This is a genomic window from Ideonella flava (assembly GCF_051857595.1).
Lineage (GTDB): Bacteria > Pseudomonadota > Gammaproteobacteria > Burkholderiales > Burkholderiaceae_C > Ideonella.
Genome location: NZ_JBPZHD010000008.1, coordinates 1 through 21537 on the forward strand (window position 1 = coordinate 1; position 21537 = coordinate 21537).

Genomic DNA, 21537 nt, shown 5'->3' on the forward strand with positions numbered 1-21537 from the left:
CCTTCGGCTTCCTTCGGATTTGCAGTCACCCGCAACACCCTTGCCGTTCGGCTACCTCTTCCCCTTGCCGGGTGAGGAGAGGACTTGCACCTCCAAGTAAGTGCGCCCTGCCGGGCGCACCCAAAAAAAAGGCCCTGCATCGCAGGGCCTTTCGATCGGGGTATCGCCCGGGTCAGCGCACCACGGCGATCTGCTCGCGGTTGCCGCCCTTGTACGTGTACAGGGTCAGGGCGCCGTTCTTGATGTCGCCCTTCTCGTCGAACGAGATGGTCCCGGTCACGCCCTTGTAGCCGGAGGTCTTGGCCAGGGCAGGCAGGTAGACCTTGGGGTCAGCCGAACCGGCCTTGACCATCGCGTCGACCATCACCATCGTGGCGTCGTAGACATACGGGGCGTAGATCTGCACGTCGGCGTTGAACTTCTTCTTGAAGTCGACCTTGAACTTGTCCATCGCCGTCTTCTGCGCACCTTCGACGCCACCGGCCTCGGCGCACACCACCTGGCCGTCGGCCATGGCGCCAGCGGCCAGCTTGGGCAGCTCGCCCGAGCAGATGCCGTCGCCGCCCATGAACTTGGCCGTGATGCCCAGCTGCTTCATCTGGCGGATCATCGGGCCAGCCACCGCGTCCATGCCGCCGTAGAAGACCACGTCGGGCTTGGCGGCCTTGATGCTGGTCAGGATGGCGGTGAAGTCCGTCGCCTTGTCGTTGGTGAACTCGCGCTTGGCGACCGAGCCGCCGGCACCCTTGACACCCTTCTCGAACTCGTCGGCCACACCCTGGCCGTAAGCGGTGCGGTCGTCGATCACGGCGATCGTCTTGCCCTTGAGCTCGGTGACCGCGTACTTGCCGAGCGTGCCGCCCAGGTGCACGTCGTCAGCCACCACCCGGAAGGTGGTCTTGAAGCCCTGGCGGGTGAACTTGGGGTTCGTGGCCGAGGGGCTGATCTGCGGGATGCCCGCGTCGGAGTACACCTTGGAGGCCGGGATGGAGGTGCCCGAGTTCAGGTGGCCCACCACGCCGTTGACCTTGGAGTCCACCAGCTTCTGCGCCGCGGCCGTGCCTTGCTTGGGGTCCCCCGCATCGTCTTCGGCCAGCAGCTCGAACTTGGCCTTCTTGCCGCCGATCGTCACGCCCTTGGCGTTCAGCTCGTCGATGGCCATGCGCGCGCCGTTCTCGTTGTCCTTGCCCAAGTGCGCGATCGGGCCGCTGGTCGGGCCGACGTGGCCGATCTTGACCACCAGCTCCTGTGCGTGGAGCGAGCCGGCCAACAAGGCAGCCGCAGCCGCAACGACCACATTCAGTTTGACTTGCATAGGTAAGAACCTCCGGTATGGATGTGTTGAGAAAACATGGGTTGAAGTGCTCTCAACGGGCGAGACACGATACTCCAAAACAATGCGCGCCCCTATCGAGAACGGGCCCCGGGACAACCCGAGCCCGCGTCGTGTCGGGACGCGGGACTGCCCGCCTTGAACGTCGCAAGGCGAGTGGCGGATGACCGGCCCCGCTCAGCGCTGCGGGTGATGCTGCAGGCGATGGCCGGCGGCTTCGTAGCGCTTCCAGCGCGCACGGCCCTCGGCCGTCCCGACCGGATCGGTGGAGACCACCTCGGCCACTCGTTGATGAACGCCAGCAAGGTCCAGGTCGTCTCGGCCCAGGTTGATGGCGGTGTCGCAGCCCAGGGCGGGCTGCTGCTCGGCCAGGAGCCAGAGCAAGGTGCGCTCACGCACCTGCGCTGGGGGCAACGAGCCGCCGGGACGCAGTAGCACGTGCGGTGTGAAGTCCTGCGGATCGGCGACCCAGAGCGATTGATCCAGCCGCTGCAGCAGCGGCATCGGCCCGTAGACCGCGACGCGCTCGCCTTCTCGCTGCTTCTTGCGCAGCAGCCGGCCAGTGAAGTCGAGCAGGTCGACCACACCGGTGAAGAAGACGACCTCCGCCACGGGCCAGGCGTGCCGTCAGGCCTTGCGCCCGGCGCGCGACAGCACGAAGTGCGTCAACAGTCCGACAGGCCGGCCGGTGGACCCCTTGTTGGCGCCGCCCTTGTAGGCCACGCCCGCCACGTCCAGGTGCGCCCAGGGGAAAGCCTTCGTGTAGCGCTGCAGGAACTTGGCTGCGGTGATGGCACCGCCGGCACGCGAGCCCACGTTGGCCATGTCGGCGAAGTTGCTCTTCAGGGCCTCGTCGTACTCCTCGTCCAGCGGCATGCGCCAGCAGGGATCGTCGGCGCGGCGCGAGGCGGCTATCAGCTCGTCGGCGAGGGCGTCATCCGGCGAGAACAAGCCTGCATGGTGATGGCCGAGCGCGATGACGCAGGCGCCGGTCAGGGTCGCGATGTCCACCACGGCCGCCGGCTTGAAGCGCTCGGCGTAGGTCAGCGCATCGCACAGGATCAGCCGCCCCTCGGCGTCGGTGTTCAGGATCTCGATGGTCTGGCCGGACATGCTGGTGACGACATCGCCCGGCTTGGTGGCCCGGCCGCTGGGCATGTTCTCGCAAGCAGGCACGATGCCCACGACGTTGACCTTGGGCTTGATCTCGCCCACGGCGCGCATGGTGCCGAAGACGCTGGCCGCGCCGCCCATGTCGAACTTCATCTCGTCCATTTCGGCCGCCGGCTTGATCGAGATGCCGCCGGTGTCGAAGGTGATGCCCTTGCCGACCAGCACCACCGGCGCGTCCTTCTTGCCGGCGCCGCGGTACTGCATGACGATGAAGCGCGGCGGCTCTTCGGAGCCGTTGGTCACGGACAGGAACGAGCCCATGCCGAGCTTCTCGATGGCCTTCCGGTCCAGCACCTGCACGTCGAGACCGAATTCCTTGCCGAGCCGCTTGGCCTCGTCGCCCAGGAACGTGGGCGTGCAGACATTGGCGGGCCGGTTGGCAAGCTCGCGGGCGAACCCGACGCCGGAGGCGATGGCCTGTCCCTGCGCCAGGCCCTGGCGCGCCTGGGCCAGGCCCGACTTGTCGGTCACCAGCGAGACTTTCGCGGGCATGGCGACCGCCTCGGCGCTCGGCTTGGTGTGGCGATAGACGTAGCCCGCCTGCTCGACGGCCAGCGCGAGGGCCTCGGCATGGGCAGCGGTCCAGGCGTCGCCTGCCAGGGCGACGGCGAGATGCTTGACGGAGCGGCCCTTGAGCAGCGCCAGGGCCTGCGATACCGCAGACCTGAAGGCCTTGGCGGAGCCATCCTTGGAGGCGGAAAGCACGACACGCGCGCTCTTCAAGCCCTCGACCCCGTGCAGGTAGAGCGTGCGTCCGGCCTTGCGCTCGAAGTCGCCGCTCTTGACCGCACCGGAGACCGCCGCATCCAGCGCCTGGTCGCCCACCGCGGCCTGGCCATCCGCGGGCACCACCACCACGAGCGCATCCGCCACCACGCTGCCAAGGCCGCCGGCCGGGGTCGCAAGAGCTTGAAAGTTCATAATCCGTCTCTCTTGGATGTGAACGTTTGATGTTATTCGATTCGACTGTCCGCAAGGAGTTGGCGCGCAGTTTTGGTGCGACCCTCGTCGTGATCCTGACCATCGTGCTCACGATGATGCTGATCCGCACGCTGGGGCTTGCAGCCAATGGCGCCGTGGCACCGCAGGACGTGGTGCTGCTGCTCGGGTACACCGCGCTCGGCCAGTTGCCGATGATGCTGGCACTGTCCCTGTTCATCGCCACCGTGATCAGCCTGGGCCGCATGTACCGCGACAGCGAGATGGCGATCTGGTTCAGCAGCGGTGTCGGCCTAGCGCGCTTCGTGCGGCCGGTGCTGCGCGCGGGCTCGCCCGTGCTGCTGGTGGTGGGGCTGCTCGCGCTGCTGGTCTGGCCCTGGGGCAACCAGAAGACCACCGAGCTGAGGGTGGCCTACGAGCAGCGCTCGGACCTGTCCCGGGTGGCGCCGGGGAGCTTCCAGTCTTCGGCCGATGGCAGCCGGGTCTTCTTCATCGAGCGGGCCGGCAACGAAACCGAGCCGGGGGTGGGCCGCAATGTGTTCCTGCTGGCCCGCAGCCAGGCCCGCGAGAGCGTGACCACCGCCCGCGCCGGCCGCATCGAGACCGAAGGTGACGACCGTCTGCTCGTGCTCGACACCGGCCACCGCAGCGAGCAGAACAACGAGACCGGCGAACACGCACGGCTGAGCTTCGAGCACCTGCGCATGCTCGTCGACCCCGGCAAGGCCCGGGTGACGGACGTCGCGCCGCCGAAGGCGATGACGACGACCGCGCTGCTGAACGATCCGCAGCCTCGAAACCAGGCCGAGCTGACCTGGCGCCTCGGCCTGCTGTTCGGCGCCGCCAACCTGGTGTTGCTGGGCATAGGCCTGTCGGCCAGCAACCCGCGGCGTGCCAGCAACTGGAACCTGCTGTTCGCGCTGCTCGCCTTCGTCGTCTACTACAACCTCATCAACCTGAGCCAGGCATGGGTCGCCGCCGGCCGGCTGGGCATGGGCGCGGCGCTGGTCGGCTTGCACGGCATGGCGTTCGGCGTGGCACTGATGCTGATCTGGTGGCGCGACCATGCCACGTCCATCCCTCGCCCAGGGGCTGCGCGCCGCCCGGCCGAAGCCGCCGGAGCCAAGGCATGAGGACCGTCCGGCGCCTGCTCTACCGGGATGTGATCTGGTCGGTCGTCTTCGTGGCGATCGCCTTCCTGTCGCTGTTCTTCTTCATCGATTTCCTGGAGGAGCTCGAGAGCGTCGGCCGCCAGGGCTACACGGTCTGGTTCGCGGTGCTCTCGGCGCTGCTCGAACTGCCCGGGCGCTTCTACGAATTGTTCCCGATCGCGGTCCTCATCGGCACCATCTACGCCATGGCGCGCCTGGCGCAGTCGTCGGAGTTCACGATCCTGCGCACCGGCGGCCTGGGGCCGGGTCGAGCGCTGCAGCTGTTGTTGACGCTCGGCGTGGCCATGGGGGTGATCACCTATCTGGTCGGCGAGTACGTCGCGCCGCTGGGTGAACAGCAGGCGACGTCGCTCAAGGCCCGGTTTCGAGGGGGCCAGGCCCTGGGCCGCACAGGGGCCTGGCTGAAGGAAAGGCGTGGCGAAGGCGCCGAAGAGCGCAGCCTCTCGATCAACGTCCAGGGCACGGACGCGAAGGGCGAGATGCGCGGCATACGCGTCTTCGAGCACGATGCCGACGGCGTGCTCGTGCGGCGCCTGCAGGCCGCCACCGCGCGCGCCGTCCGTGCGGACGGTCAGTCCGTCTGGAGGCTGCAGGACGTGCGGGTCACCGACTGGCCGGCCGAGGGCCAGGGCGCCATCGTCGAACGCCACGTCGACCGCCTCGACTGGCCGACGACACTGCAGGAGAACGTCGTCGCCGCCGCCATCTCGCCCATCCGCAGCATGTCGACCGTGGACCTGTGGCGCTACAGCCGGCATCTGCAGCACCAGGAGCAGGCGGCCCAGCGCTACGAGCTGCAGTTCTGGCGCCGCGCCTTCTATCCTTTCGCCTGCATAGTGATGGTGGCCCTCGCCCTGCCCTTCGCCTACCTGCATGCCCGCGCCGGTGGCATCAGCCTGAAGGTCTTCGGCGGCATCATGCTGGGCATCAGCTTCGTCCTGCTGAACAACGTGGTCGGGCACCTGGGCCTGCTGCGTGACTGGACCCCCTGGCTGGCCTCGGCGCTGCCCAGCCTGCTGTACCTGCTGATGTCTCTGGCGGCGTTCGGCTGGCTGGTGCGCTACCGTTGAGCCCATGCCGAGCCAAGGACTGATTCTTTTCGCCCACGGTGCACGCGACCCTCGCTGGGCCGAGCCCTTCGAGCGCGTGGCCGCACGCGTGCGTGCGCTGAGGCCGGATTGGGCGGTTTCGCCGGCCTACCTCGAGTTCCTCTCGCCCGACCTCGATGCCGCCGGCGCTGCGCTCGCCACCGGCGGCTGCCGCGAAGTGGAGATCCTGCCCCTGTTCCTGGGCGCCGGCGGGCATGTCCGCAAAGACCTGCCCGATCGCGTCGAAAGACTGCGCGCCACGCACCCTGCGGTCCGATGGACGCTGCGCCCGGCCGCCGGCGAATCCGACATCCTGATCGAAGCCCTCGCACGGCTGGCCGTGCAAACGATGGAGGAGCGGGGATGAACCTGCACCAGTTCCGTTTCGTGCAGGAAGCCGTCCGCCGCAACCTGAACCTCACCGAGACCGCCAAGGCCCTCTACACCTCCCAACCGGGCATCTCCAAGGCCATCCTCGAACTGGAGGAAGAGCTCGGCGTCGACATCTTCGTGCGCCACGGCAAGCGCCTGAAGCGCGTCACCGAGCCGGGCCAGCAAGTCCTGCGCTCGGTGGAGGTCATCCTGCGCGAAGTGGCGAACCTCAAGCGCATCGGCGAGGAGTTCTCCAAACAGGATTCGGGCCGGCTGTCCATCGCCACCACGCACACGCAGGCGCGATACGTGCTGCCTGGCCCGGTCGCCATGCTGCGCAAGCGTTTCCCCAAGGTTCAGGTCAGCCTCCACCAGGGCACGCCCGAGCAGGTGGCGCAGATGCTGCTGGCCGACACCGCGGACATCGGGCTGGCCACCGAATCGCTCGCCGACTACGACGAGCTGGTCACCCTGCCCTGCTACGAGTGGCAGCACGTGATCGTGGTGTCGGCGGACCATCCCCTGGCCCTGGTCGACCGGCCCACGCTGGAGCAGCTGGCCGAGGAGCCGCTGATCTCGTACCAGCCCGCCTTCGCCGGGCGCCGACGCGTCGACCAGGCCTTCGCCCTGCGCCACCTCAAGCCCAACATCGCCCTCGAAGCCATCGATTCGGACGTCATCAAGACTTACGTCCGCAGCGGCCTGGGCGTGGGCATCATCGCCGAGATGGCGATGAGGGAAGGCGGCAATGACGCCGACCTGGTGTGGAAACCCGCCGGCCACCTGTTCGGCAGCAACACCGCCCGCGTTGCCTTCCGGCGCGGCGCCTACCTGCGCAGCTTCGTCCTGACCTTCGCCGAGCTGCTGTCGGACCGCCTTTCCCGCACGCTGATCGAACGCGCCATGGGCGGCGCTGGAGAAGACTATGAGCTTTAGAACGACGCCCCCCGAGACGTCTTCGACACCGGGCCTCCAGGCAGTCACTGGAGCCACCGAACCGCCGGCCCTGACGAGCCGATTGCCCGAGGTCGGCACGACCATCTTCAGTGTCATGTCGGCCTTGGCGGCGAAGCACGCGGCCGTCAACCTCGGGCAGGGATTCCCGGACTTCGACTGCGACCCGGGCCTGGTCGACGCGGTGACGGCGGCCATGCGCGCGGGTCACAACCAATACCCCCCGATGCCCGGCGTGCCGGCGCTGCGTCAGGCGCTTTCCGCCAAGATCGAGCGCATCTACGGTCGCCGCTATGACCCCGACAGCGAGATCACCGTCACCGCCGGCGCCACGCAGGCGATCCTGACGGCGGTGCTGGCCTTCGTGCATCCGGGCGACGAAGTGATCGTGCTCGAGCCCTGCTACGACAGCTACGGCCCGGCCATCACGTTGGCGGGTGGACGGATCGTGAGGGTGCCCCTGAACCCGGCCGACTTCCGGATCGATTTCGCCCGACTGCAGGAGGCCATCACGCCGCGAACGCGGGCGCTGATCGTCAACACGCCGCACAACCCGACGGGCACCGTCTGGCCCGCGGCGGACCTCAGGGCCCTGGCTGAACTGCTGCGGCCGACCAAGCTGCTGGTGATCTCGGACGAGGTCTACGAGCACATGGTCTTCGATGGCCAGCGGCACGTCAGCGTGAGCAGCGAGCCCGGCCTGGCCGAGCGGAGCATGGTGATCTCGAGCTTCGGAAAGACCTACCACGTGACCGGCTGGAAGGTCGGTCACGTGGCGGCGCCGGCGGCGCTCATGGCCGAGTTCCGCAAGGTGCACCAGTTCAACGTCTTCACCGTCAACTCGCCGATGCAGCACGGACTGGCGGCATGGCTGGCGGAGCCTTCGCGATACGAAGGCCTCTCCGGCTTTTACCAGCGCAAGCGCGACCGTTTCCGTGAAGGCCTGGCCGGGACGCGATTCGAGCTCCTGCCCTGTGCCGGCAGCTACTTTCAGTGCGTGGACTACAGCCGCATCAGCAGCCTGCCGGACCACGCGTTCTGCGATTGGCTGACGAAAGAGGTCGGCGTGGCGGCGATCCCCTTGTCGGCCTTCTATGCCGATCCGCCGCAGCGGCCGCTGGCCCGCTTCTGTTTCGCCAAGACCGAGGCGACGCTGGACGAAGCGCTTAGAAGACTGAGACGACTGTAGTTCCGCCTCAGGCGAGCCCGTGCTGCGTATCGGGCCCCACGGCGTGCGCCGCGGGCTCGTCGCCCAAGGGCAGCAGCACGTCGACGGCCGGCAGGAGGGCGCCGCCTTGCTGCCACAGGTCTCGCGCAATGGCGTACAGCAGCAGCACGTCCTTGTAGGCGGGCAGGTCGAACAGCTCGTAAGCGGGATCCTTGCGGAAGAGCATGGCTTCGAGCACCGCCATGGCATCCAGCGGCTCGGCCCATCGGGCCTGCAGCTCCTGGACGGCCTGCGGATACTCCTCGAGCACGCGGCCGCTCATCGGCCCGGCCTCCCAGTCCGGCGCATAGGCGTTGAAGCGCCGGTTGAAGCGGGCGCGGATGCGCTCGAAGGCATCGCGGTCGCCCTGGCGGCGATAGATCTCGAGCAGCTTGGTGTACGGCAGGGGGCTAAGGCCACCCGTGCTGCGCAGGTGCGACATCAGCAGGTCGATCGCCGCGTCCTCCTGGCCCAGTGCAATGAAGAAGTCGGCCTGCTGCTCCAGGTCCAGCAGTTCTTCGACGGACACCTCGCGCACAGCCGCGCCATCCGCCGACGGATCCAGCACCATCACCGGCGGACCGCCGAATGCCGTCGTCCGCTCGTACGGCTTTTCCGCCGGGGTCTTCGCCTGCGGGCTGCCATCACGCTCGATGGACAGGGCAACCGGCAAGGGCGCCGTGGCTTCGGACACCAGGTCGGCGAAGCCCGACGGCGCGGGGGCCTCGGCCGGGCGCCAATCATGCGGCGACTGCAGGTCGGGAGGGTTCGACGATACCGGTGCCGGCGAGGGGATGGCCTCAGGCGTCCACCACCGCGCGGAATCCGCCGCCTGCTGGCGACGAAGGCGCAGCGTCAGCCAGCCGGCCACCAGCAGGGCCAGCGCGAGCACGCTGGCCAGCCACGGCACCGCCCGCTCGCGGCGTTCGGCTTCACCCAGGCGGACCTGCAGTGCAGCGGCGCGCTCGCGATCGGCGGCGCCTTCGCGTCGCAGGTCGGCCAGGGATTTCTCCAGCGCCTGCACGCGGCCGGCATCCGCGGCTGCCGCGGGTGATTCGGCTGACCCGCCGGCCGCCGAGGCGGTCGCCTCGGGATCGCCCACGCGGACCGGCGGCATGAAGACCGGATCCTCGAGGTCGAGCTTCAGGCGCGGCGCACTCGGCTCCAGCAGCAGCCGGTTGCCCGCCGCTGGGGCTTGCCGGCCCACCACCGGCGACTGGGCCGCAGCCCGTGCGCGTGCGCGCGGGGCAGACGGCGTCGATGGCGCCGCTGCCGTGCGCGCTGGTCGGCGTTGTGACGCTGGCGTGGCATTCCGGGGAGCGCGTGCCAAGGCCGGCGCCTCCGCGGTCTCACCGCCTTCCGCGGCTACCAGCGGAACCGCGCCCGGCGCACGGGAAGGCTGCGTCGCAACCGCCGGCGCGTTGGACGAAGGGGGATCGGCAAACGCGGTGAAGCGGCGCGAAAAGCGGCGCTCGCAACCGACCGTGAGGGAGACTTCGATCACCGGCTCGACGATGGCGGAGCGGGTGGTGATGCGGGCAATCCAGTCGGACTCGGTGGCTCCGGTGGCCTTCGAGGGCTCCAGCCTCACCCGGACCTGGTCTTGCCCGAAGCGGCTTTCCCCGGCGGCGACTTCTGCCGAGACGCACTCGGGACCCAGGCGTTCACCGGGGTCCAGGTGCAAGGGGACGGGAAGGTCGAGTGACTGCCCGAGGACCACGGAGCCCGAGACTCGACCGAAGCCGATGGCCTGGGCCACGGGGGTGGTGGCCGATGCGGCACAGGCGAGGATCAGCGCGGTCGCTCTTGGTGGCATGCCGGAAGGCATTCATCCGTTGAAGTGGCGGGCCACTCTATCACCAAGTCTTACGTCAGCAGATGCAAGAATCGAACCCAGCATGCCTTTTCACACAGAGGTCCACGATGCCCTCCGAACTGCTCACGTCACAGGAAGAGCAGACGCTCATCCTGACCTTGTCCGACCCGGCCACCCGCAACTCGCTGTCGCCCCAGGCGGTCTCGGCCGCCATCGAGGCCCTCAACCAGGCCGACCAGAATCCCGACGTGCGCGCCGTCATCCTTCGCGGCGACGGGGCCCACTTCTGTGCGGGCGGCGACCTCAACCGCATCGGTGGCGCTCGCGAGCGGCCCCCTGAAGCCCAGGCGGCGTCGATCGAAAACTTTCACACGCTCGTCGATGCCATGCGCAGCTTCCCCAAGCCGGTCATCGCAGCCGTGGAGGGATTCGCCGCGGGTGGGGGGATGTCGCTGGCGCTGGCCTGCGACCTGATCGTGGCGGCCAGCGATGCCCGCTTCGTCATGTCGTACGCCAAGGTCGGCTTTTCGCCAGATGGCGGTTCGACGTGGCACCTGGGGCGCGCGCTTCCGCGTGCCCTCGCCCTCGAGTGGGTATGGCTGGCGGAGCCGCAGACTGCCGAGCGGCTGTGGTCGCTCGGGCTGGTCAACCGGCTGGCCGAGCCGGGGCAGGCCCTGGCGATGGCGCTGCAGCTGGCTCGCCAGCTTTCGGCCATGGCGCCGAATGCCGTGGCATGCGCCAAGGAGCTGATCCAGGCCGCACCCAACCGGCCGTTGCCACAGCATCTGGACGAGGAACGCGACGCCTTCGTCGCCAACCTCTTCCACGACAACGGTGGTGAAGGCCTGGCCGCCTTCTTCGCCAAGCGGCGGCCGGTCTTCAGATAGCGGGGGTCAGGTGTCGTAGCCCGGCATCTGCCGATCGAGCCGGCGCTTGAGGCCCGGCCAGGCCAGGTTGCCCCCCTGCCCGCGCGTCACCTGCGCGGCCTGTGCGCGCGCCGTCGCGATGATTTCCGGGTGGATGGTGGTGAGGCTGCCGCCGCCGGCCTGCGCGCGGACCTGGATCGTGCACGAGGCCTCGAAGAAGTACATCGCCTGGAAGGCATCGGCGATCGTCGGCCCGACGGTCAGCAGGCCGTGGTTGCGCAGCATCAGGTAGGTCTTCTCGCCGAGGTCGTTCACCAGCCGGGGCTTCTCTTCATCTCGCAGGGCCACGCCTTCGTAGTCGTGATAGCCGAGGCTGGCCAGCACGAAGATCGAATGCTGCGAGATCGGCAGCAGGCCATCACGCTGGGCCGAGACGGCCACCCCATTGAGCGTGTGCGTGTGCAGGACGCATTGGGCATCCGGCCGCGCCGCGTGCACGGCGCTGTGGATCGTGAAGCCTGCCGGGTTGACCGGGTGCGGCGAGTCGTCGAGCTTGCGGCCCTCGGTGTCAATCTTGACCAGGCTGGAGGCCGTGATCTCCTCGAACATCATCCCGTAGGGGTTGATGAGAAAGGCATGGCCATCACCCGGCACACGGGCGCTGATGTGGGTGTAGACGAGGTCGTCCCACTTGAACAGGGCGACCAGCCGGTAGGCCGCGGCCAGGTCAATTCGCGTCTGCCACTCTTCGGGCGAGCATCCGGGCGGCGGCGGGGTGCGGAAGTCGTTGGGCATGGTCTGTCTCCTGGGCCCCCGAGATCACGTTCGGCGTCGCCCCAAAGGGCTGTCGTCACCGGGGGCGACACGGCGGCAACTCGGGCGACGTCGATACACGGCTATGGACAATACCGCCGGCGATGATGCGCTGTTTGTCGCATCAGGGACAAATCATGAATACCCCCATTCTTACAATCGACGAGCGACACAACATTGATGCCGGTGCATGGTTTTCTTCGCTGTCCCCGACGCTTCGGGCCGCCATCCTGGCACGGGCCACGGTGAGGCGCCTGGCCGATGGGGCGTCGCTGGCCGCCAGGGGCACTCCGGCCGAGGACTGGGTCGGCGTGGCCAAGGGCGCGGTGCGCGTCAGCTCGGTCTCTTTGTCGGGCAAGCAGGTCTCGCTGACCTATGTGGAGCCGGGCACCTGGTTCGGCGACATCGCCCTGTTCGATGGGCTGCCGCGCACTCACGACGCGAGTGCCCATGGCGCCACCACCTTGCTCATCGTGCGCAAGGGCGACTTCAGGGAGCTGCTGTCGCAGCACGTGGAGCTCTACGATGCCCTGCTGCGCCTGAACTGCAGGCGGCTGCGCCTCATGTTCAACCTCATCGAGGACCTGAACACCAAGCCGCTGGCCGCGCGCTTGGCCAAGCAGTTGCTGCTGCTGGCCAAGAGCTACGGCATCGAGCAGGGCGAAGAGATCCGCATCGGGCTGCAACTGGCCCAGGAAGACCTGGCCCAGCTGCTGGGCGCCTCGCGCCAGCGGGTCAACCAGGAGCTGAAGGAATTCGAGCGCGACGGCGTGCTTCGCGTCGAGCCGGCGCGGCTCGTCGTGCTTTCGCGCGAGAAGCTGATGGCGGCGGCAGAGCGCTAGCAATGAGCCGGGTCTGCCGGCTCGAAGGATGAGCCGATGGAACAGTACACCGGGACCAAGCCCGTGGCGGCCAGCCACGCCTTCGACGTGGCGGCGCTCGAAGCCTGCCTGCAGGACAGGCTCGAAGGTTTCGCCGGCCCGCTGAGCATCGAGCAATTCAAGGGCGGGCAGTCCAACCCCACCTACAAGCTCGTCACGCCGGGCGCGTCCTACGTGATGCGCACCAAGCCGGCACCGGTGGCCAGGTTGCTGCCCTCGGCGCATGCCATCGAGCGCGAGTACCGCGTGATGTCGGCCCTGCAGGGCACAGGCGTCCCGGTGGCCCGCATGCACCTGCTGTGCGAGGACGAATCCATCATCGGAAGAGCCTTCTACGTGATGGAGTTCGTCGGCGGCCGGGTTCTCTGGGACCAGTCGATGCCGGGCATGCAGCCGTCCGAGCGTGGCGCCCTCTACGACGAAATGAACCGCGTCATCGCGGCGCTGCACAGCGTGGATGTCGCCGCGGCCGGCCTGGCCGACTACGGCAAGCCGGGCAACTACTTCGAGCGCCAGATCGGCCGCTGGAGCAAGCAGTACCTGGCCTCGGTCACGGGCGCGAATCCCGCGATGGACCAGCTCCTCGACTGGCTGCCCACCCACATCCCCGCCAGCGCGCGCGACAGCACCCAGGCCAGCGTCGTGCATGGCGACTATCGGCTCGACAACCTGATCTTCCACCCCGTCGAGCCGCGCATCAGCGCCGTGCTGGACTGGGAACTCTCGACCATAGGGCACCCGCTGGCCGACTTCAGCTACCACTGCATGAGCTGGCACATCCCCTCCGGCGTCTTCAGGGGCATCGCCGGGCTGGACCATGCCGCCCTGGGCATCCCGGGCGAGCGCGACTACGTGCGCCGCTACTGCGAACGCACCGGCCGCGCCGATGTCGACGCGGTCATGGCGGACTGGAACTTCTATCTCGCCTACAACCTGTTCCGCCTCTCGGCCATCGCGCAAGGCATCGCCAAGCGCGTGGTCGACGGCACCGCGGCCAGCGCCTCCGCCCGCGCGACCGGCGATGCCGCGCCGGAGCTGGCCCGCCTCGGCTGGCAGTTCGCCCAACAGGCCTGATCCCCTCCCCCACCACGAGGAATCCTCATGGACTTCGGCTACTCTCCCCGCACGCAGGAGCTGCGCGCCGCCGTCTCGGCCTTCATGGACGAGCACGTCTATCCCAACGAGGGCCGCTACTGGGCCGAGCTGCAGGCCCACACCGAAGCGGGCAAGCGCTGGACGCCGTTGCCGCTGATCGAGGAGCTCAAGGCCAAGGCGCGCGCCGCGAAGCTGTGGAACCTGTTCCTGCCCGACAGCGAGCTCGGTGCCGGCCTGTGCAACCAGGAGTACGCGCCCCTGGCCGAGATCATGGGCCGCACGCCCTGGGCCAGCGAGGTCTTCAACTGCTCCGCGCCGGACACCGGCAACATGGAGGTGCTGGTCCGCTACGGCACGGCCGAGCACAAGAAGCGCTGGCTGGAGCCCCTGCTGCGAGGCGAGATCCGTTCCGCCTTCGCGATGACGGAGCCGGCCGTCGCGTCATCGGACGCGACCAACATCGAGGCACGCATCGAGCGCCAGGGCGACGAGTACGTGATCAACGGCCGCAAGTGGTGGACCAGCGGCGCCGGCGACCCGCGCTGCGCGGTGATGATCTTCATGGGCAAGACCGACCCGAACGCGGCGCGCCACTCGCAGCAGTCCATGGTGCTGGTGCCCATGGACGCGCCGGGCGTGAAGGTGCTGCGGCCGCTGACGGTGATGGGTTACGACGATGCGCCGCACGGCCACATGGAGGTCGACTTCACCGACGTCCGCGTGCCCACCTCGAACATCCTGCTCGGTGAAGGCCGCGGCTTCGAGATCGCGCAGGGCCGCCTCGGCCCCGGCCGCATCCACCATTGCATGCGCCTGATCGGCCTGGCGGAACGCTCGCTCGAGCTCATGTGCGATCGCGCGCTCAAGCGCGTGGCCTTCGGCAAGCCTGTGTCCCAGCAGACGGTCACGCAGGAGCGCATCGCGGAGGCGCGCTGCATGATCGAGCAGTCGCGCCTGCTGACCTTGAAGGCCGCCTGGATGATGGACGTGGCCGGCAACAAAAGCGCGCAGGCCGAGATCGCGATGATCAAGGTCGTGGCGCCGCAGATGGCCTGTAAGGTGATCGACTGGGCGATCCAGGTCCACGGCGGTGGCGGCATGAGCCAGGACTTCCCGCTGGCCTACTTCTACACCCTGGCGCGCACCCTGCGCTTCGCGGACGGGCCGGACGAAGTGCACCGCAACGCGATCGCCAAGCTCGAACTCGGCAAGCGCCCGGCCGCGGCCTGAGGCCGTCAGCCGACGGAGTCGCCCGGATCCGCGTCGGCCGCCTCCTCGGCGGTCAGGCGGGCCTGGGCCAGCGCGACTTCGAACAGCTCCTGGCTCGCCCTCACCAGGGTCACGTCGGGGTCGGGCATGGCCACACGCAAGGTCAGTCGTGAACGCTGCACGACGAGCGCGAAGGCAGGCGCGGTCTCCGGAGCGCCCTGGGCGCGCTGCAGCAGCACGTCGCCCAGCGGGCCCTGCACCCAATGCGCCAGCCACGGCGTACGGTTGCTGACTGCTGCGTAGTGGGTCTTGAGATCACCCAGCAGGGCCGGGCTGAGCTTGGGCGAGAGCGCTAGCCAGCGCATCTCTTCGGGTGTCTCTTCGTCGAGCCGGGTCTGCACGCCGCCCACAAACCGGCTGAAAAGCTCGCTCTCGACGGCTTCCAGCAAGGCGCGCGGCATGACGAGCGCGTGCGCCTCGGGACCCAGCGCCAGCTCGCCACGCAGCCTCAGCTCGTGCGAGCCGAGGTAGTGGCGCTGCGAAGGCCCCCATTCGATGCGGCCTTCGAGCGCACCCGAACGGGTATCGATGACGAAGCCTTCTCGCTCGCGGATGCCGCGCATCGTCCAGCCCGCGGACTCGGCCCAGGCCTGGAGCGCCTCGCGGCCCTCGAAGCTGCTCGCTCTGAACAAATGCTGCCTGATGAACTTCAGCATGGTTGGATTAGAGTCGCACCAGAAACCAGCTGAGGAGCCGAGGTCATGATCGAAGTGTATTCGTGGGCCACGCCGAACGGACACAAGGTTCACATCATGCTGGAGGAGTGCGGCCTGGCTTATCGGACCATCCCGGTGGACATAGGCGCGGGTGACCAGTTCAAGCCTGCCTTCCTCGCGATCAGCCCCAACAACAAGATTCCGGCCATCGTCGACCCTGAAGGCCCCGACGGCCGCTCCATCTCCCTGTTCGAGTCCGGAGCCATCCTGCTCTACCTGGCCTCCAAGACCGGCAGATTCCTGCCCGAATCCACCTCCGGCAAGTTCGAGATGCTCCAGTGGCTGATGTTCCAGGTCGGCCATGTCGGGCCGATGCTCGGGCAGGCCCACCACTTTCGCGTCTATGCGCCCGAGAGGATCGCCTATGCGATCGACCGCTACACCAACGAAGCCCGGCGGCTGTATGCCGTGATGAACGGCCGCCTGGCGCAATCGCGCTACTTCGGCGGCAAGGACTACGGCATCGCCGACATGGCCATCTACCCCTGGCTTAGAAGCTGGAAGAACCAGGGCATCGACTGGAACGATTTCCCGCACCTCAAGGGCTGGTTCGACGAGATCGGCAAACGCCCGGCGGTGATGCGCGGCGTCGAGGTGCTGTCGGACCGCCGCCGCTCGATCACCGATGAGCAGTCGCGCGAGGTCCTCTTCGGCCAGCGGCAGTATGCCCGCCACTGAAGCCGCCCGACGCGCCTAGAATCCGCCCCCGCACTGCCCGTAGCTCAACTGGATAGAGCAGCTGCCTTCTAAGCAGCAGGTCGGGGGTTCGAGTCCCTCCGGGCAGGCCACCTGACCGTTCCAAGCGGTCCCAAGCATCCCTGGAAGCGCCGGAATCCCGGCAAAACCGAGGGTCTCGACTGAGGCCGGTTCAAACGGATTCGTAACTTCCCATCCCGAGTGGGGGGCAGCTGCGCGGGAACAGGCACATATGGCGGCGGCAAGTCCGGTTTGCCCCCCATGTCGCTCACGGATGCTGCCTGCCGCAACGAGCGCTCCGAAGTCCTGAGCCTGGTGGCATTCACGAAGAGTGCCAGCTGCGGGATGTTCGTGACGTTGGCCACCACCAGGTCGGGCCGACCATCGCCGGTGAAGTCACCGGCGATGCGGGCGCCGGAGGTCGAGTCGATCATCTCGAACGGGGCGTTGAAGACACCCGCGCCGTTGTTCAGTGCAATCGCGATCGTGGCGTTGAATCCGCTGCCGGCGATGTCGATGTCGCCGTCGAGGTCAAAGTCGGCCGCCTGAATGACACCACCTGGGAAGGGCGGGGTCGGACAGAACGCGACCGGGCCGAGCAGGCCGCCCTGGTTGAGCGAGATGCGAAGGCCGCTTCGGCCGCCGTTGGAGCCGCGTCTCGAGCTGGCGCCGACGTCCGGCTGGCCATCGCCGTTGAAATCGGCGAGCACGGCGTCGTTGGGATTGCCGTCGTAGCCGAGCGTCTGGATGAGCTGGAAGCGGCCGTCGCCGAGGCCCTTCTGCAATCGGAAGTCTCCGGAGCCGAAGTCCGGCCCGCCGGTGCGGATGACGGCCAGCGCGTCCGGAATGCCGTCGAGCGTGAAGTCGGCGATGAGCAGCTTGATCTGGGATGTGGTGCTGTTGCCCGAGACGATGGGGGCACCGAAGCTGCCTTGGCCATTGCCCGGAAGCACCGCGAGCTGCGAGAGGGTGTGAGCGATGATGTCCAGGTGGCCGTCGCCGGTGACGTCGGCCACCGCCACCGTGTCGTTGGAGGCATGCACCTCGCCGGTCGAGTAGACCGCGAGATCTCGGAACTTGCCGGTGCCATCGCCGAGCAGCACCCAGACGTTGCCGACTTTCGGGAAGAGATGGACGAAGCCGGCGACGAGGTCGAGCTGGCCGTCCTCGTTCACGTCGGCGAGCACGATCTGGCCGATGCCGTCTCCCGCCTCCACATCCATCGTCCGGGACAGGACCGCCTTGCTGAAGTGGCCATTGCCCTTGTTGAGGTAGGTGAAGACGCGCACGGTGAGCACGCCGGGCTTGGGCAGCACGACGCCCATCATCACGAGATCGAGATGGCCGTCGCCGTTGACGTCGGCCTTGGCCGGCGCTCCGACACCGGCCACCGGCTGGCTCTCCGGAGCCTTCAAGCGGCCTTTGCCGGCATTGAGGGTGGCGTAGACCCGCCCGGCGTCGGCCGAGAGCGTGACCAGGTCGATGCGGCCATCACCATCGAGATGCACCGGCGTGGGATGGTCATGGCCGGTCACCCAGTAGCTGAATGAGCCGAACGTGCCGTCACCGCGACCCTCCAGCAGGACGAGCGTGTTGCTCTCGCTGGCGTACTCGTTGTTGACGACGAGGTCCGCCTTGCCGTCGCCGGTCCAATCGGCGGCCGCTATCCAGGATGTGGCGAAGGAAACGTCCTCGTAGACCTTGAACGCCGGGAAGGTGCCGTTGCCGTTGCCCAGGCCGATCTGCACATCGCCTCCCGAGGCGTTCACCACGGCGACATCGAGCCTGCCGTCGCCATTGAAGTCCGCGAGTGCAAGCCGCAAGCCGGAAAGTTCCTGCGAGAACTCGAACACCTGCGCCCCGAACTGCCCGCCACCGAGGTTGAGCATCGACCAGATCGGCCCGCCGGCCGCGCCGACGATGTCGAGCTTGCCGTCGCCGTTCACGTCGGCGAGCTTGATGTCGTAGGCGCCGAAATCGCGGTCGAAGATGGTGGGGGGATCGAAGGTGCCGTCGCCGTTGCCGGCGAACAGCTCGATCCGCGCGGTGTCGCGCGCGACGAAGACGATGTCGATCTTGCCGTCGCCGGTGAGCTCGGCGACGGCGATGTGGCCTGCACCGCCTTCCAGGGCCGGCGCCGTCACCGTGAAGCTGCCGTCGCCATGACCGAGCAGGACCTTGATCGGCCCGTAGCCGCCTGTCGTGCCGGTGAGGACGGCGAGGTCCTGCCTGCCGTCGCCGTCGAAGTCGCCGGCTGCCACCTCGTAAGCGCCGTCCTGCGCGCCCAGCGGGGTGCGGATCGGCTTGCCGAGCTGGCCGGCTCCGTCGCCCGGCAGCACATCCACGCCGCCGAGAAAGGCGTCCGGCCCGAGGTTGGCGACAGCGACGTCGTTCTTGCCGTCATTGTTGAAGTCGGCAGTCGTCAGGCTCTGGGGCAGGACGCCAGTCGTGGTCGCCAGGTCGGGAACGACGAACCGCGGACCCGCAGCGTGGCTGGCCGGGCTGAAGGCGAAGGTCAGGGCGGCAAGTGCGCCCACCACGAATGTCTGCTGGCGCATGGCACGCCTCCAGTCGGTTGGCAGTTGATCGCGGCGGGCTGCGGCAATTCGCGTGCCTCAATCCGGCTTCGACTGGTTGGGCCTGAGCCACAGGCACGGAATGCCGCATCGGTGCCTGGGTGCTCAACGGAAACGCGGTCTCGCGCGCCTTTCGCCGTGAGGGCAGACACTTGCGTCTGCGGTCCTTTGCCCTTCCGCGAGGGATGAACGAGCCCGCTCAATGCGGGCGTCCACCAGAATGTCGAAGACCCACTGGGAGCGCCACATGGCCACTGCTTTGGACCGGGAACTCAAGCGACAGATTACCGTCAATGGTGCGGCCTACACCGTCGTTCTCGATCCCCAAGGGATGCGGCTGGTCGGGAAGGGAAAGCGGCGGCCAGAGGTGGAGTTGCGTTGGAGCGATCTGCTGAGCGGCGAAGCCGCACTTGCAGTTGCACTGAACGCATCGCTCTCAGGGGATCTTGCAAGTGCGAAGGTTGCCAGTGCCAAAGGCGCGACGGGGCAGGCCAAGCTGGCCAGCAAGAGGCCTACACGCTGAAGGCGTTCGGTTGTCGAAGTGAACCTCGTTCCTCGGATGACGACCAGTTGCCGACGTCGACCGCTTCGCGGCAGCCGCTCCATCAGCTGCGCTAGAAGCGCGTTGACAGCGCGCGCACACGGTCAGGACCATCACGCCGGCCCGAGGTGCCCGAGGTGATGAAGGCCTTCTGGCCGTCCAGCACCCAATGCTCCCCATCGCGTACGACGCGCGTATTCAGCGAGCGCATATCGCTACCGTGGTTGCGCTCCGTCAGTGCGTAGGACGCCTTGAGACGGATCAAGGCCGCCCGTCACAGACCAGTCTTGGCCTGACTTTGTAAGTCAGCGGCGGTTCTGCAGCGGTCCCGGTCGGTCGCCGGTCAATGCGCTAGTCGCGATCACCGTCACCTCCCGGACACCGGCTTACGCGAACGATCGTTGCGTCAGCCCCAGGAATCGAGACGCTAAGACCCTTGACTTGTGGCGCTGGCGGCCGCGGCCGTGATGCGCACCAGATGGCGGTAGCGCAGGTTGAGCAGTACATAGCAGATCATCGTCGCCGTAAGGCCCACCAGCGTGGCTTCGAGCCCGAGCGGCAACATCAGCACGAGTGCCGTCAGGACGAACACCGCCGCGGTGTTGGACAGCAGGTAAGGCCGCAGCTCCGGCACTTCCTTGTAGTAGCCGTACTGCTTGCCCAGGAAGAACAGCACGGTACCGGCGACGGCGAGTTGGCGGAAATCGCGCGGGTCGAGGCTGCCCAGGATCGCGTGCCGGATCAGCGAGGCCAGAATCGCCAGGCCGATGAGCAGGAAGAGATGCGAGTAGAGGATCGAATGTCCAGTCCTCAACTTGCGCCGCTCCAGCAGGTGGAAGCTGTCGTAGTAGATCCACCAGATCGCCGACACCATGACGAATCCGCTGACGGCGGCGATGACGTTGGAACGGTTCCAGGCGATGTTCGCCAGGGCGGCGGAGATGCTGATCACCGATTCGCCGAGCATGATGAGGGTCAGCAGGCCGACCCGCTCGACCAGGTGCGGCGTGTGCGCGGGCACGACATGAAGGCGCCGGTCCAGCAGCACCAGGGCGGCCATGTCGAACAGGATCCCGGCGTAGAAGACAAGGTAGCTCCATGGCGGCTGAAGCAGGATTGAGGACAGGCTGATCGCGGCGCCGACGGCGAACACAGTGCCCACCGTTGTCGAAAAGCCATGCCGGTCGTGGTGCTTGCGCTTCGACACGAAGTACATCCCGGCGATGATCATCCGCGCGCCGCAGTAGCAGGCCACGGCCAGCGCGTATCGGTCCTGGGCAACGGCCGAGGCCTGCGCGGAGATCACGATCAGCAGGAACATGATCACCAGGGTCGACAGGCGGTGCTGGCGGCTGTCGGTGTCGAACCGATTGGCATAGATCGTGTGGCCCACCCAGATCCACCACAGCGGCAGGAACACCAGCACGAAACGCACGAACTCGTGCGGCGGGATGTGGCCACCGTGCGCATCGTTCAGGATCTCGCTGGCGTCGCCCAAGGCGACGACGAATATCAGGTCGAAGAACAGCTCCAGCCAGGTCGCGCGGCGGTGCGGGTCAAGATATCTCAAGTCCTTCACAGGCCGATGGTAGGGTTTGGATCCCAGCCATGCGCCTGTCGAGGCCACTCGGCCATGGGCAATCCTTCGCCATCACAGGTCGCAGCAAGTGTGTGCCATGAAGAGCAAGGTTCGGAGCGAGCGAGGTGCGCCGCGCTCGGCACCTCGCGCGGCGTGGCTTCCCTGTCGCTGCTCTTCAGCAGTTTCCTGCGCAGATGTGCGCCAGCGCGCTGCCTTGCGGCCGGGCCAACGTGGCGTGCAGCGTGCTGAACGCGTCCGTGCAGACCTCGGCCGGTGCCATCGGGTGAGATCCCGCCGCCGGGCACGATGCCCTGCACGCGCGGGTGGTGCGTCAGCGCCGATCCCAGGTGTGCGGCACCAGTGTTCGCGCCGATGCGTGCACCCAGATGCTTGGGATCGGCGGCGACGGTCTGCAGGACCTCGGTGGCCACATCGAACAGCTGTCCGTATG

20 protein-coding genes, 1 tRNA gene and 1 pseudogene are annotated in these 21537 nt (G+C 67.7%); 12 read left to right on the forward strand and 10 right to left on the reverse strand.

Annotation, left to right across the window (positions count from 1 at the left end):
- Window positions 1-172: 172 nt before the first annotated feature.
- The 3 genes from ACS5PM_RS17860 to ACS5PM_RS17870 form a co-directional block, all read right to left on the reverse strand.
- The gene (locus ACS5PM_RS17860; protein WP_439389026.1) at window positions 173-1315 is read right to left on the reverse strand and encodes a branched-chain amino acid ABC transporter substrate-binding protein; all 1143 of its coding nucleotides are present in this window, start codon (window positions 1313-1315) and stop codon (window positions 173-175) included.
- Window positions 1316-1510: 195 nt separating this feature from the next.
- Entirely contained in the window at window positions 1511-1945 is a 435-nt protein-coding gene (locus ACS5PM_RS17865) for a DNA polymerase III subunit chi (RefSeq protein ID WP_439389027.1), read from the reverse strand.
- A 15-nt stretch (window positions 1946-1960) separates the two neighbouring features.
- A complete protein-coding gene (locus ACS5PM_RS17870) occupies window positions 1961-3427 on the reverse strand; it encodes a leucyl aminopeptidase (RefSeq protein ID WP_439389028.1) in 1467 nt (488 codons plus the stop codon).
- A 29-nt stretch (window positions 3428-3456) separates the two neighbouring features.
- On the opposite strand from ACS5PM_RS17870, the gene lptF reads away from it, so the two are divergent.
- The 5 genes from lptF to ACS5PM_RS17895 are packed head-to-tail and all read left to right on the forward strand — an operon-like array spanning window position 3457 to window position 8220.
- Window positions 3457-4578, forward strand: coding sequence for an LPS export ABC transporter permease LptF (gene lptF / locus ACS5PM_RS17875; protein ID WP_439389029.1), 1122 nt, complete (start codon window positions 3457-3459; stop codon window positions 4576-4578).
- Window positions 4575-5687, forward strand: a complete 1113-nt coding sequence (gene lptG, locus ACS5PM_RS17880; RefSeq protein ID WP_439389030.1) for an LPS export ABC transporter permease LptG — start codon at window positions 4575-4577, stop codon at window positions 5685-5687. Before lptF ends, lptG begins: the two co-directional genes overlap by 4 nt.
- 4 nt (window positions 5688-5691) lie before the next feature.
- Window positions 5692-6072 carry a sirohydrochlorin chelatase gene (locus ACS5PM_RS17885; protein ID WP_439389031.1) on the forward strand — a complete coding sequence of 127 codons (381 nt, stop codon included), beginning with the start codon at window positions 5692-5694 and terminating at the stop codon, window positions 6070-6072.
- Entirely contained in the window at window positions 6069-7013 is a 945-nt protein-coding gene (locus tag ACS5PM_RS17890; RefSeq protein ID WP_439389032.1) for a CysB family HTH-type transcriptional regulator, read from the forward strand. Before ACS5PM_RS17885 ends, ACS5PM_RS17890 begins: the two co-directional genes overlap by 4 nt.
- Window positions 7003-8220: a pyridoxal phosphate-dependent aminotransferase gene (locus tag ACS5PM_RS17895; RefSeq protein ID WP_439389033.1), complete on the forward strand. Its 1218-nt coding sequence runs from the start codon at window positions 7003-7005 to the stop codon at window positions 8218-8220. Before ACS5PM_RS17890 ends, ACS5PM_RS17895 begins: the two co-directional genes overlap by 11 nt.
- A gap of 7 nt (window positions 8221-8227) precedes the next feature.
- Here the strand turns inward: ACS5PM_RS17895 and ACS5PM_RS17900 are convergent, their stop codons facing one another.
- Window positions 8228-10054: a type IV pilus assembly protein FimV gene (locus tag ACS5PM_RS17900; protein ID WP_439389034.1), complete on the reverse strand. Its 1827-nt coding sequence runs from the start codon at window positions 10052-10054 to the stop codon at window positions 8228-8230.
- A 107-nt stretch (window positions 10055-10161) separates the two neighbouring features.
- On the opposite strand from ACS5PM_RS17900, the gene ACS5PM_RS17905 reads away from it, so the two are divergent.
- On the forward strand, window positions 10162-10941 hold the full coding sequence (locus ACS5PM_RS17905; RefSeq protein WP_439389035.1) for an oxepin-CoA hydrolase, alternative type: 780 nt from the start codon (window positions 10162-10164) through the stop codon (window positions 10939-10941).
- Between the two features lie 6 nt (window positions 10942-10947).
- Here ACS5PM_RS17905 and ACS5PM_RS17910 read toward each other — a convergent pair whose 3' ends face one another.
- Complete coding sequence (locus ACS5PM_RS17910; RefSeq protein WP_439389036.1) at window positions 10948-11715, reverse strand: class II aldolase/adducin family protein; 768 nt, start codon at window positions 11713-11715, stop codon at window positions 10948-10950.
- A 155-nt stretch (window positions 11716-11870) separates the two neighbouring features.
- On the opposite strand from ACS5PM_RS17910, the gene ACS5PM_RS17915 reads away from it, so the two are divergent.
- From ACS5PM_RS17915 to ACS5PM_RS17925, 3 genes are read left to right on the forward strand one after another with little or no spacing between them, the layout of a single operon-like run.
- The gene (locus tag ACS5PM_RS17915; protein WP_439389037.1) at window positions 11871-12575 is read left to right on the forward strand and encodes a Crp/Fnr family transcriptional regulator; all 705 of its coding nucleotides are present in this window, start codon (window positions 11871-11873) and stop codon (window positions 12573-12575) included.
- Window positions 12576-12611: 36 nt separating this feature from the next.
- Window positions 12612-13688 carry a phosphotransferase family protein gene (locus tag ACS5PM_RS17920; RefSeq protein ID WP_439389038.1) on the forward strand — a complete coding sequence of 359 codons (1077 nt, stop codon included), beginning with the start codon at window positions 12612-12614 and terminating at the stop codon, window positions 13686-13688.
- A gap of 27 nt (window positions 13689-13715) precedes the next feature.
- Window positions 13716-14939 carry an acyl-CoA dehydrogenase family protein gene (locus ACS5PM_RS17925; protein ID WP_439389039.1) on the forward strand — a complete coding sequence of 408 codons (1224 nt, stop codon included), beginning with the start codon at window positions 13716-13718 and terminating at the stop codon, window positions 14937-14939.
- A gap of 5 nt (window positions 14940-14944) precedes the next feature.
- Here the strand turns inward: ACS5PM_RS17925 and ACS5PM_RS17930 are convergent, their stop codons facing one another.
- Window positions 14945-15634 carry a hypothetical protein gene (locus ACS5PM_RS17930; protein ID WP_439389040.1) on the reverse strand — a complete coding sequence of 230 codons (690 nt, stop codon included), beginning with the start codon at window positions 15632-15634 and terminating at the stop codon, window positions 14945-14947.
- Between the two features lie 45 nt (window positions 15635-15679).
- Here ACS5PM_RS17930 and ACS5PM_RS17935 point away from each other — a divergent pair, with 45 nt between their 5' ends.
- Window positions 15680-16372, forward strand: coding sequence for a glutathione S-transferase N-terminal domain-containing protein (locus tag ACS5PM_RS17935; protein ID WP_439389041.1), 693 nt, complete (start codon window positions 15680-15682; stop codon window positions 16370-16372).
- Window positions 16373-16405: 33 nt separating this feature from the next.
- Window positions 16406-16482 (forward strand) — tRNA-Arg (locus ACS5PM_RS17940).
- On the opposite strand, the gene ACS5PM_RS17945 is transcribed toward ACS5PM_RS17940, so the two are convergent.
- A complete protein-coding gene (locus ACS5PM_RS17945) occupies window positions 16441-18948 on the reverse strand; it encodes an FG-GAP repeat domain-containing protein (protein WP_439389366.1) in 2508 nt (835 codons plus the stop codon). The two genes, ACS5PM_RS17940 and ACS5PM_RS17945, sit on opposite strands and share 42 nt — an antisense overlap.
- Before the next feature lie 265 nt (window positions 18949-19213).
- Between ACS5PM_RS17945 and ACS5PM_RS17950 the strand changes: the two genes are divergently transcribed.
- Entirely contained in the window at window positions 19214-19489 is a 276-nt protein-coding gene (locus ACS5PM_RS17950; protein ID WP_439389042.1) for a hypothetical protein, read from the forward strand.
- 91 nt (window positions 19490-19580) lie between these two features.
- Here the strand turns inward: ACS5PM_RS17950 and ACS5PM_RS17955 are convergent, their stop codons facing one another.
- The 3 genes and pseudogenes from ACS5PM_RS17955 to ACS5PM_RS17965 all read right to left on the reverse strand — a co-directional run.
- Window positions 19581-19772, reverse strand: a complete 192-nt coding sequence (locus tag ACS5PM_RS17955; protein ID WP_439389043.1) for an acyl-CoA dehydrogenase family protein — start codon at window positions 19770-19772, stop codon at window positions 19581-19583.
- 162 nt (window positions 19773-19934) lie between these two features.
- Window positions 19935-21086: a low temperature requirement protein A gene (locus ACS5PM_RS17960; RefSeq protein WP_439389044.1), complete on the reverse strand. Its 1152-nt coding sequence runs from the start codon at window positions 21084-21086 to the stop codon at window positions 19935-19937.
- A pseudogene (locus ACS5PM_RS17965) lies at window positions 21083-21535 on the reverse strand (transposase); the annotation flags it as partial. The gene ACS5PM_RS17960 and the pseudogene ACS5PM_RS17965, both read right to left, overlap by 4 nt.
- Window positions 21536-21537: the final 2 nt, after the last annotated feature.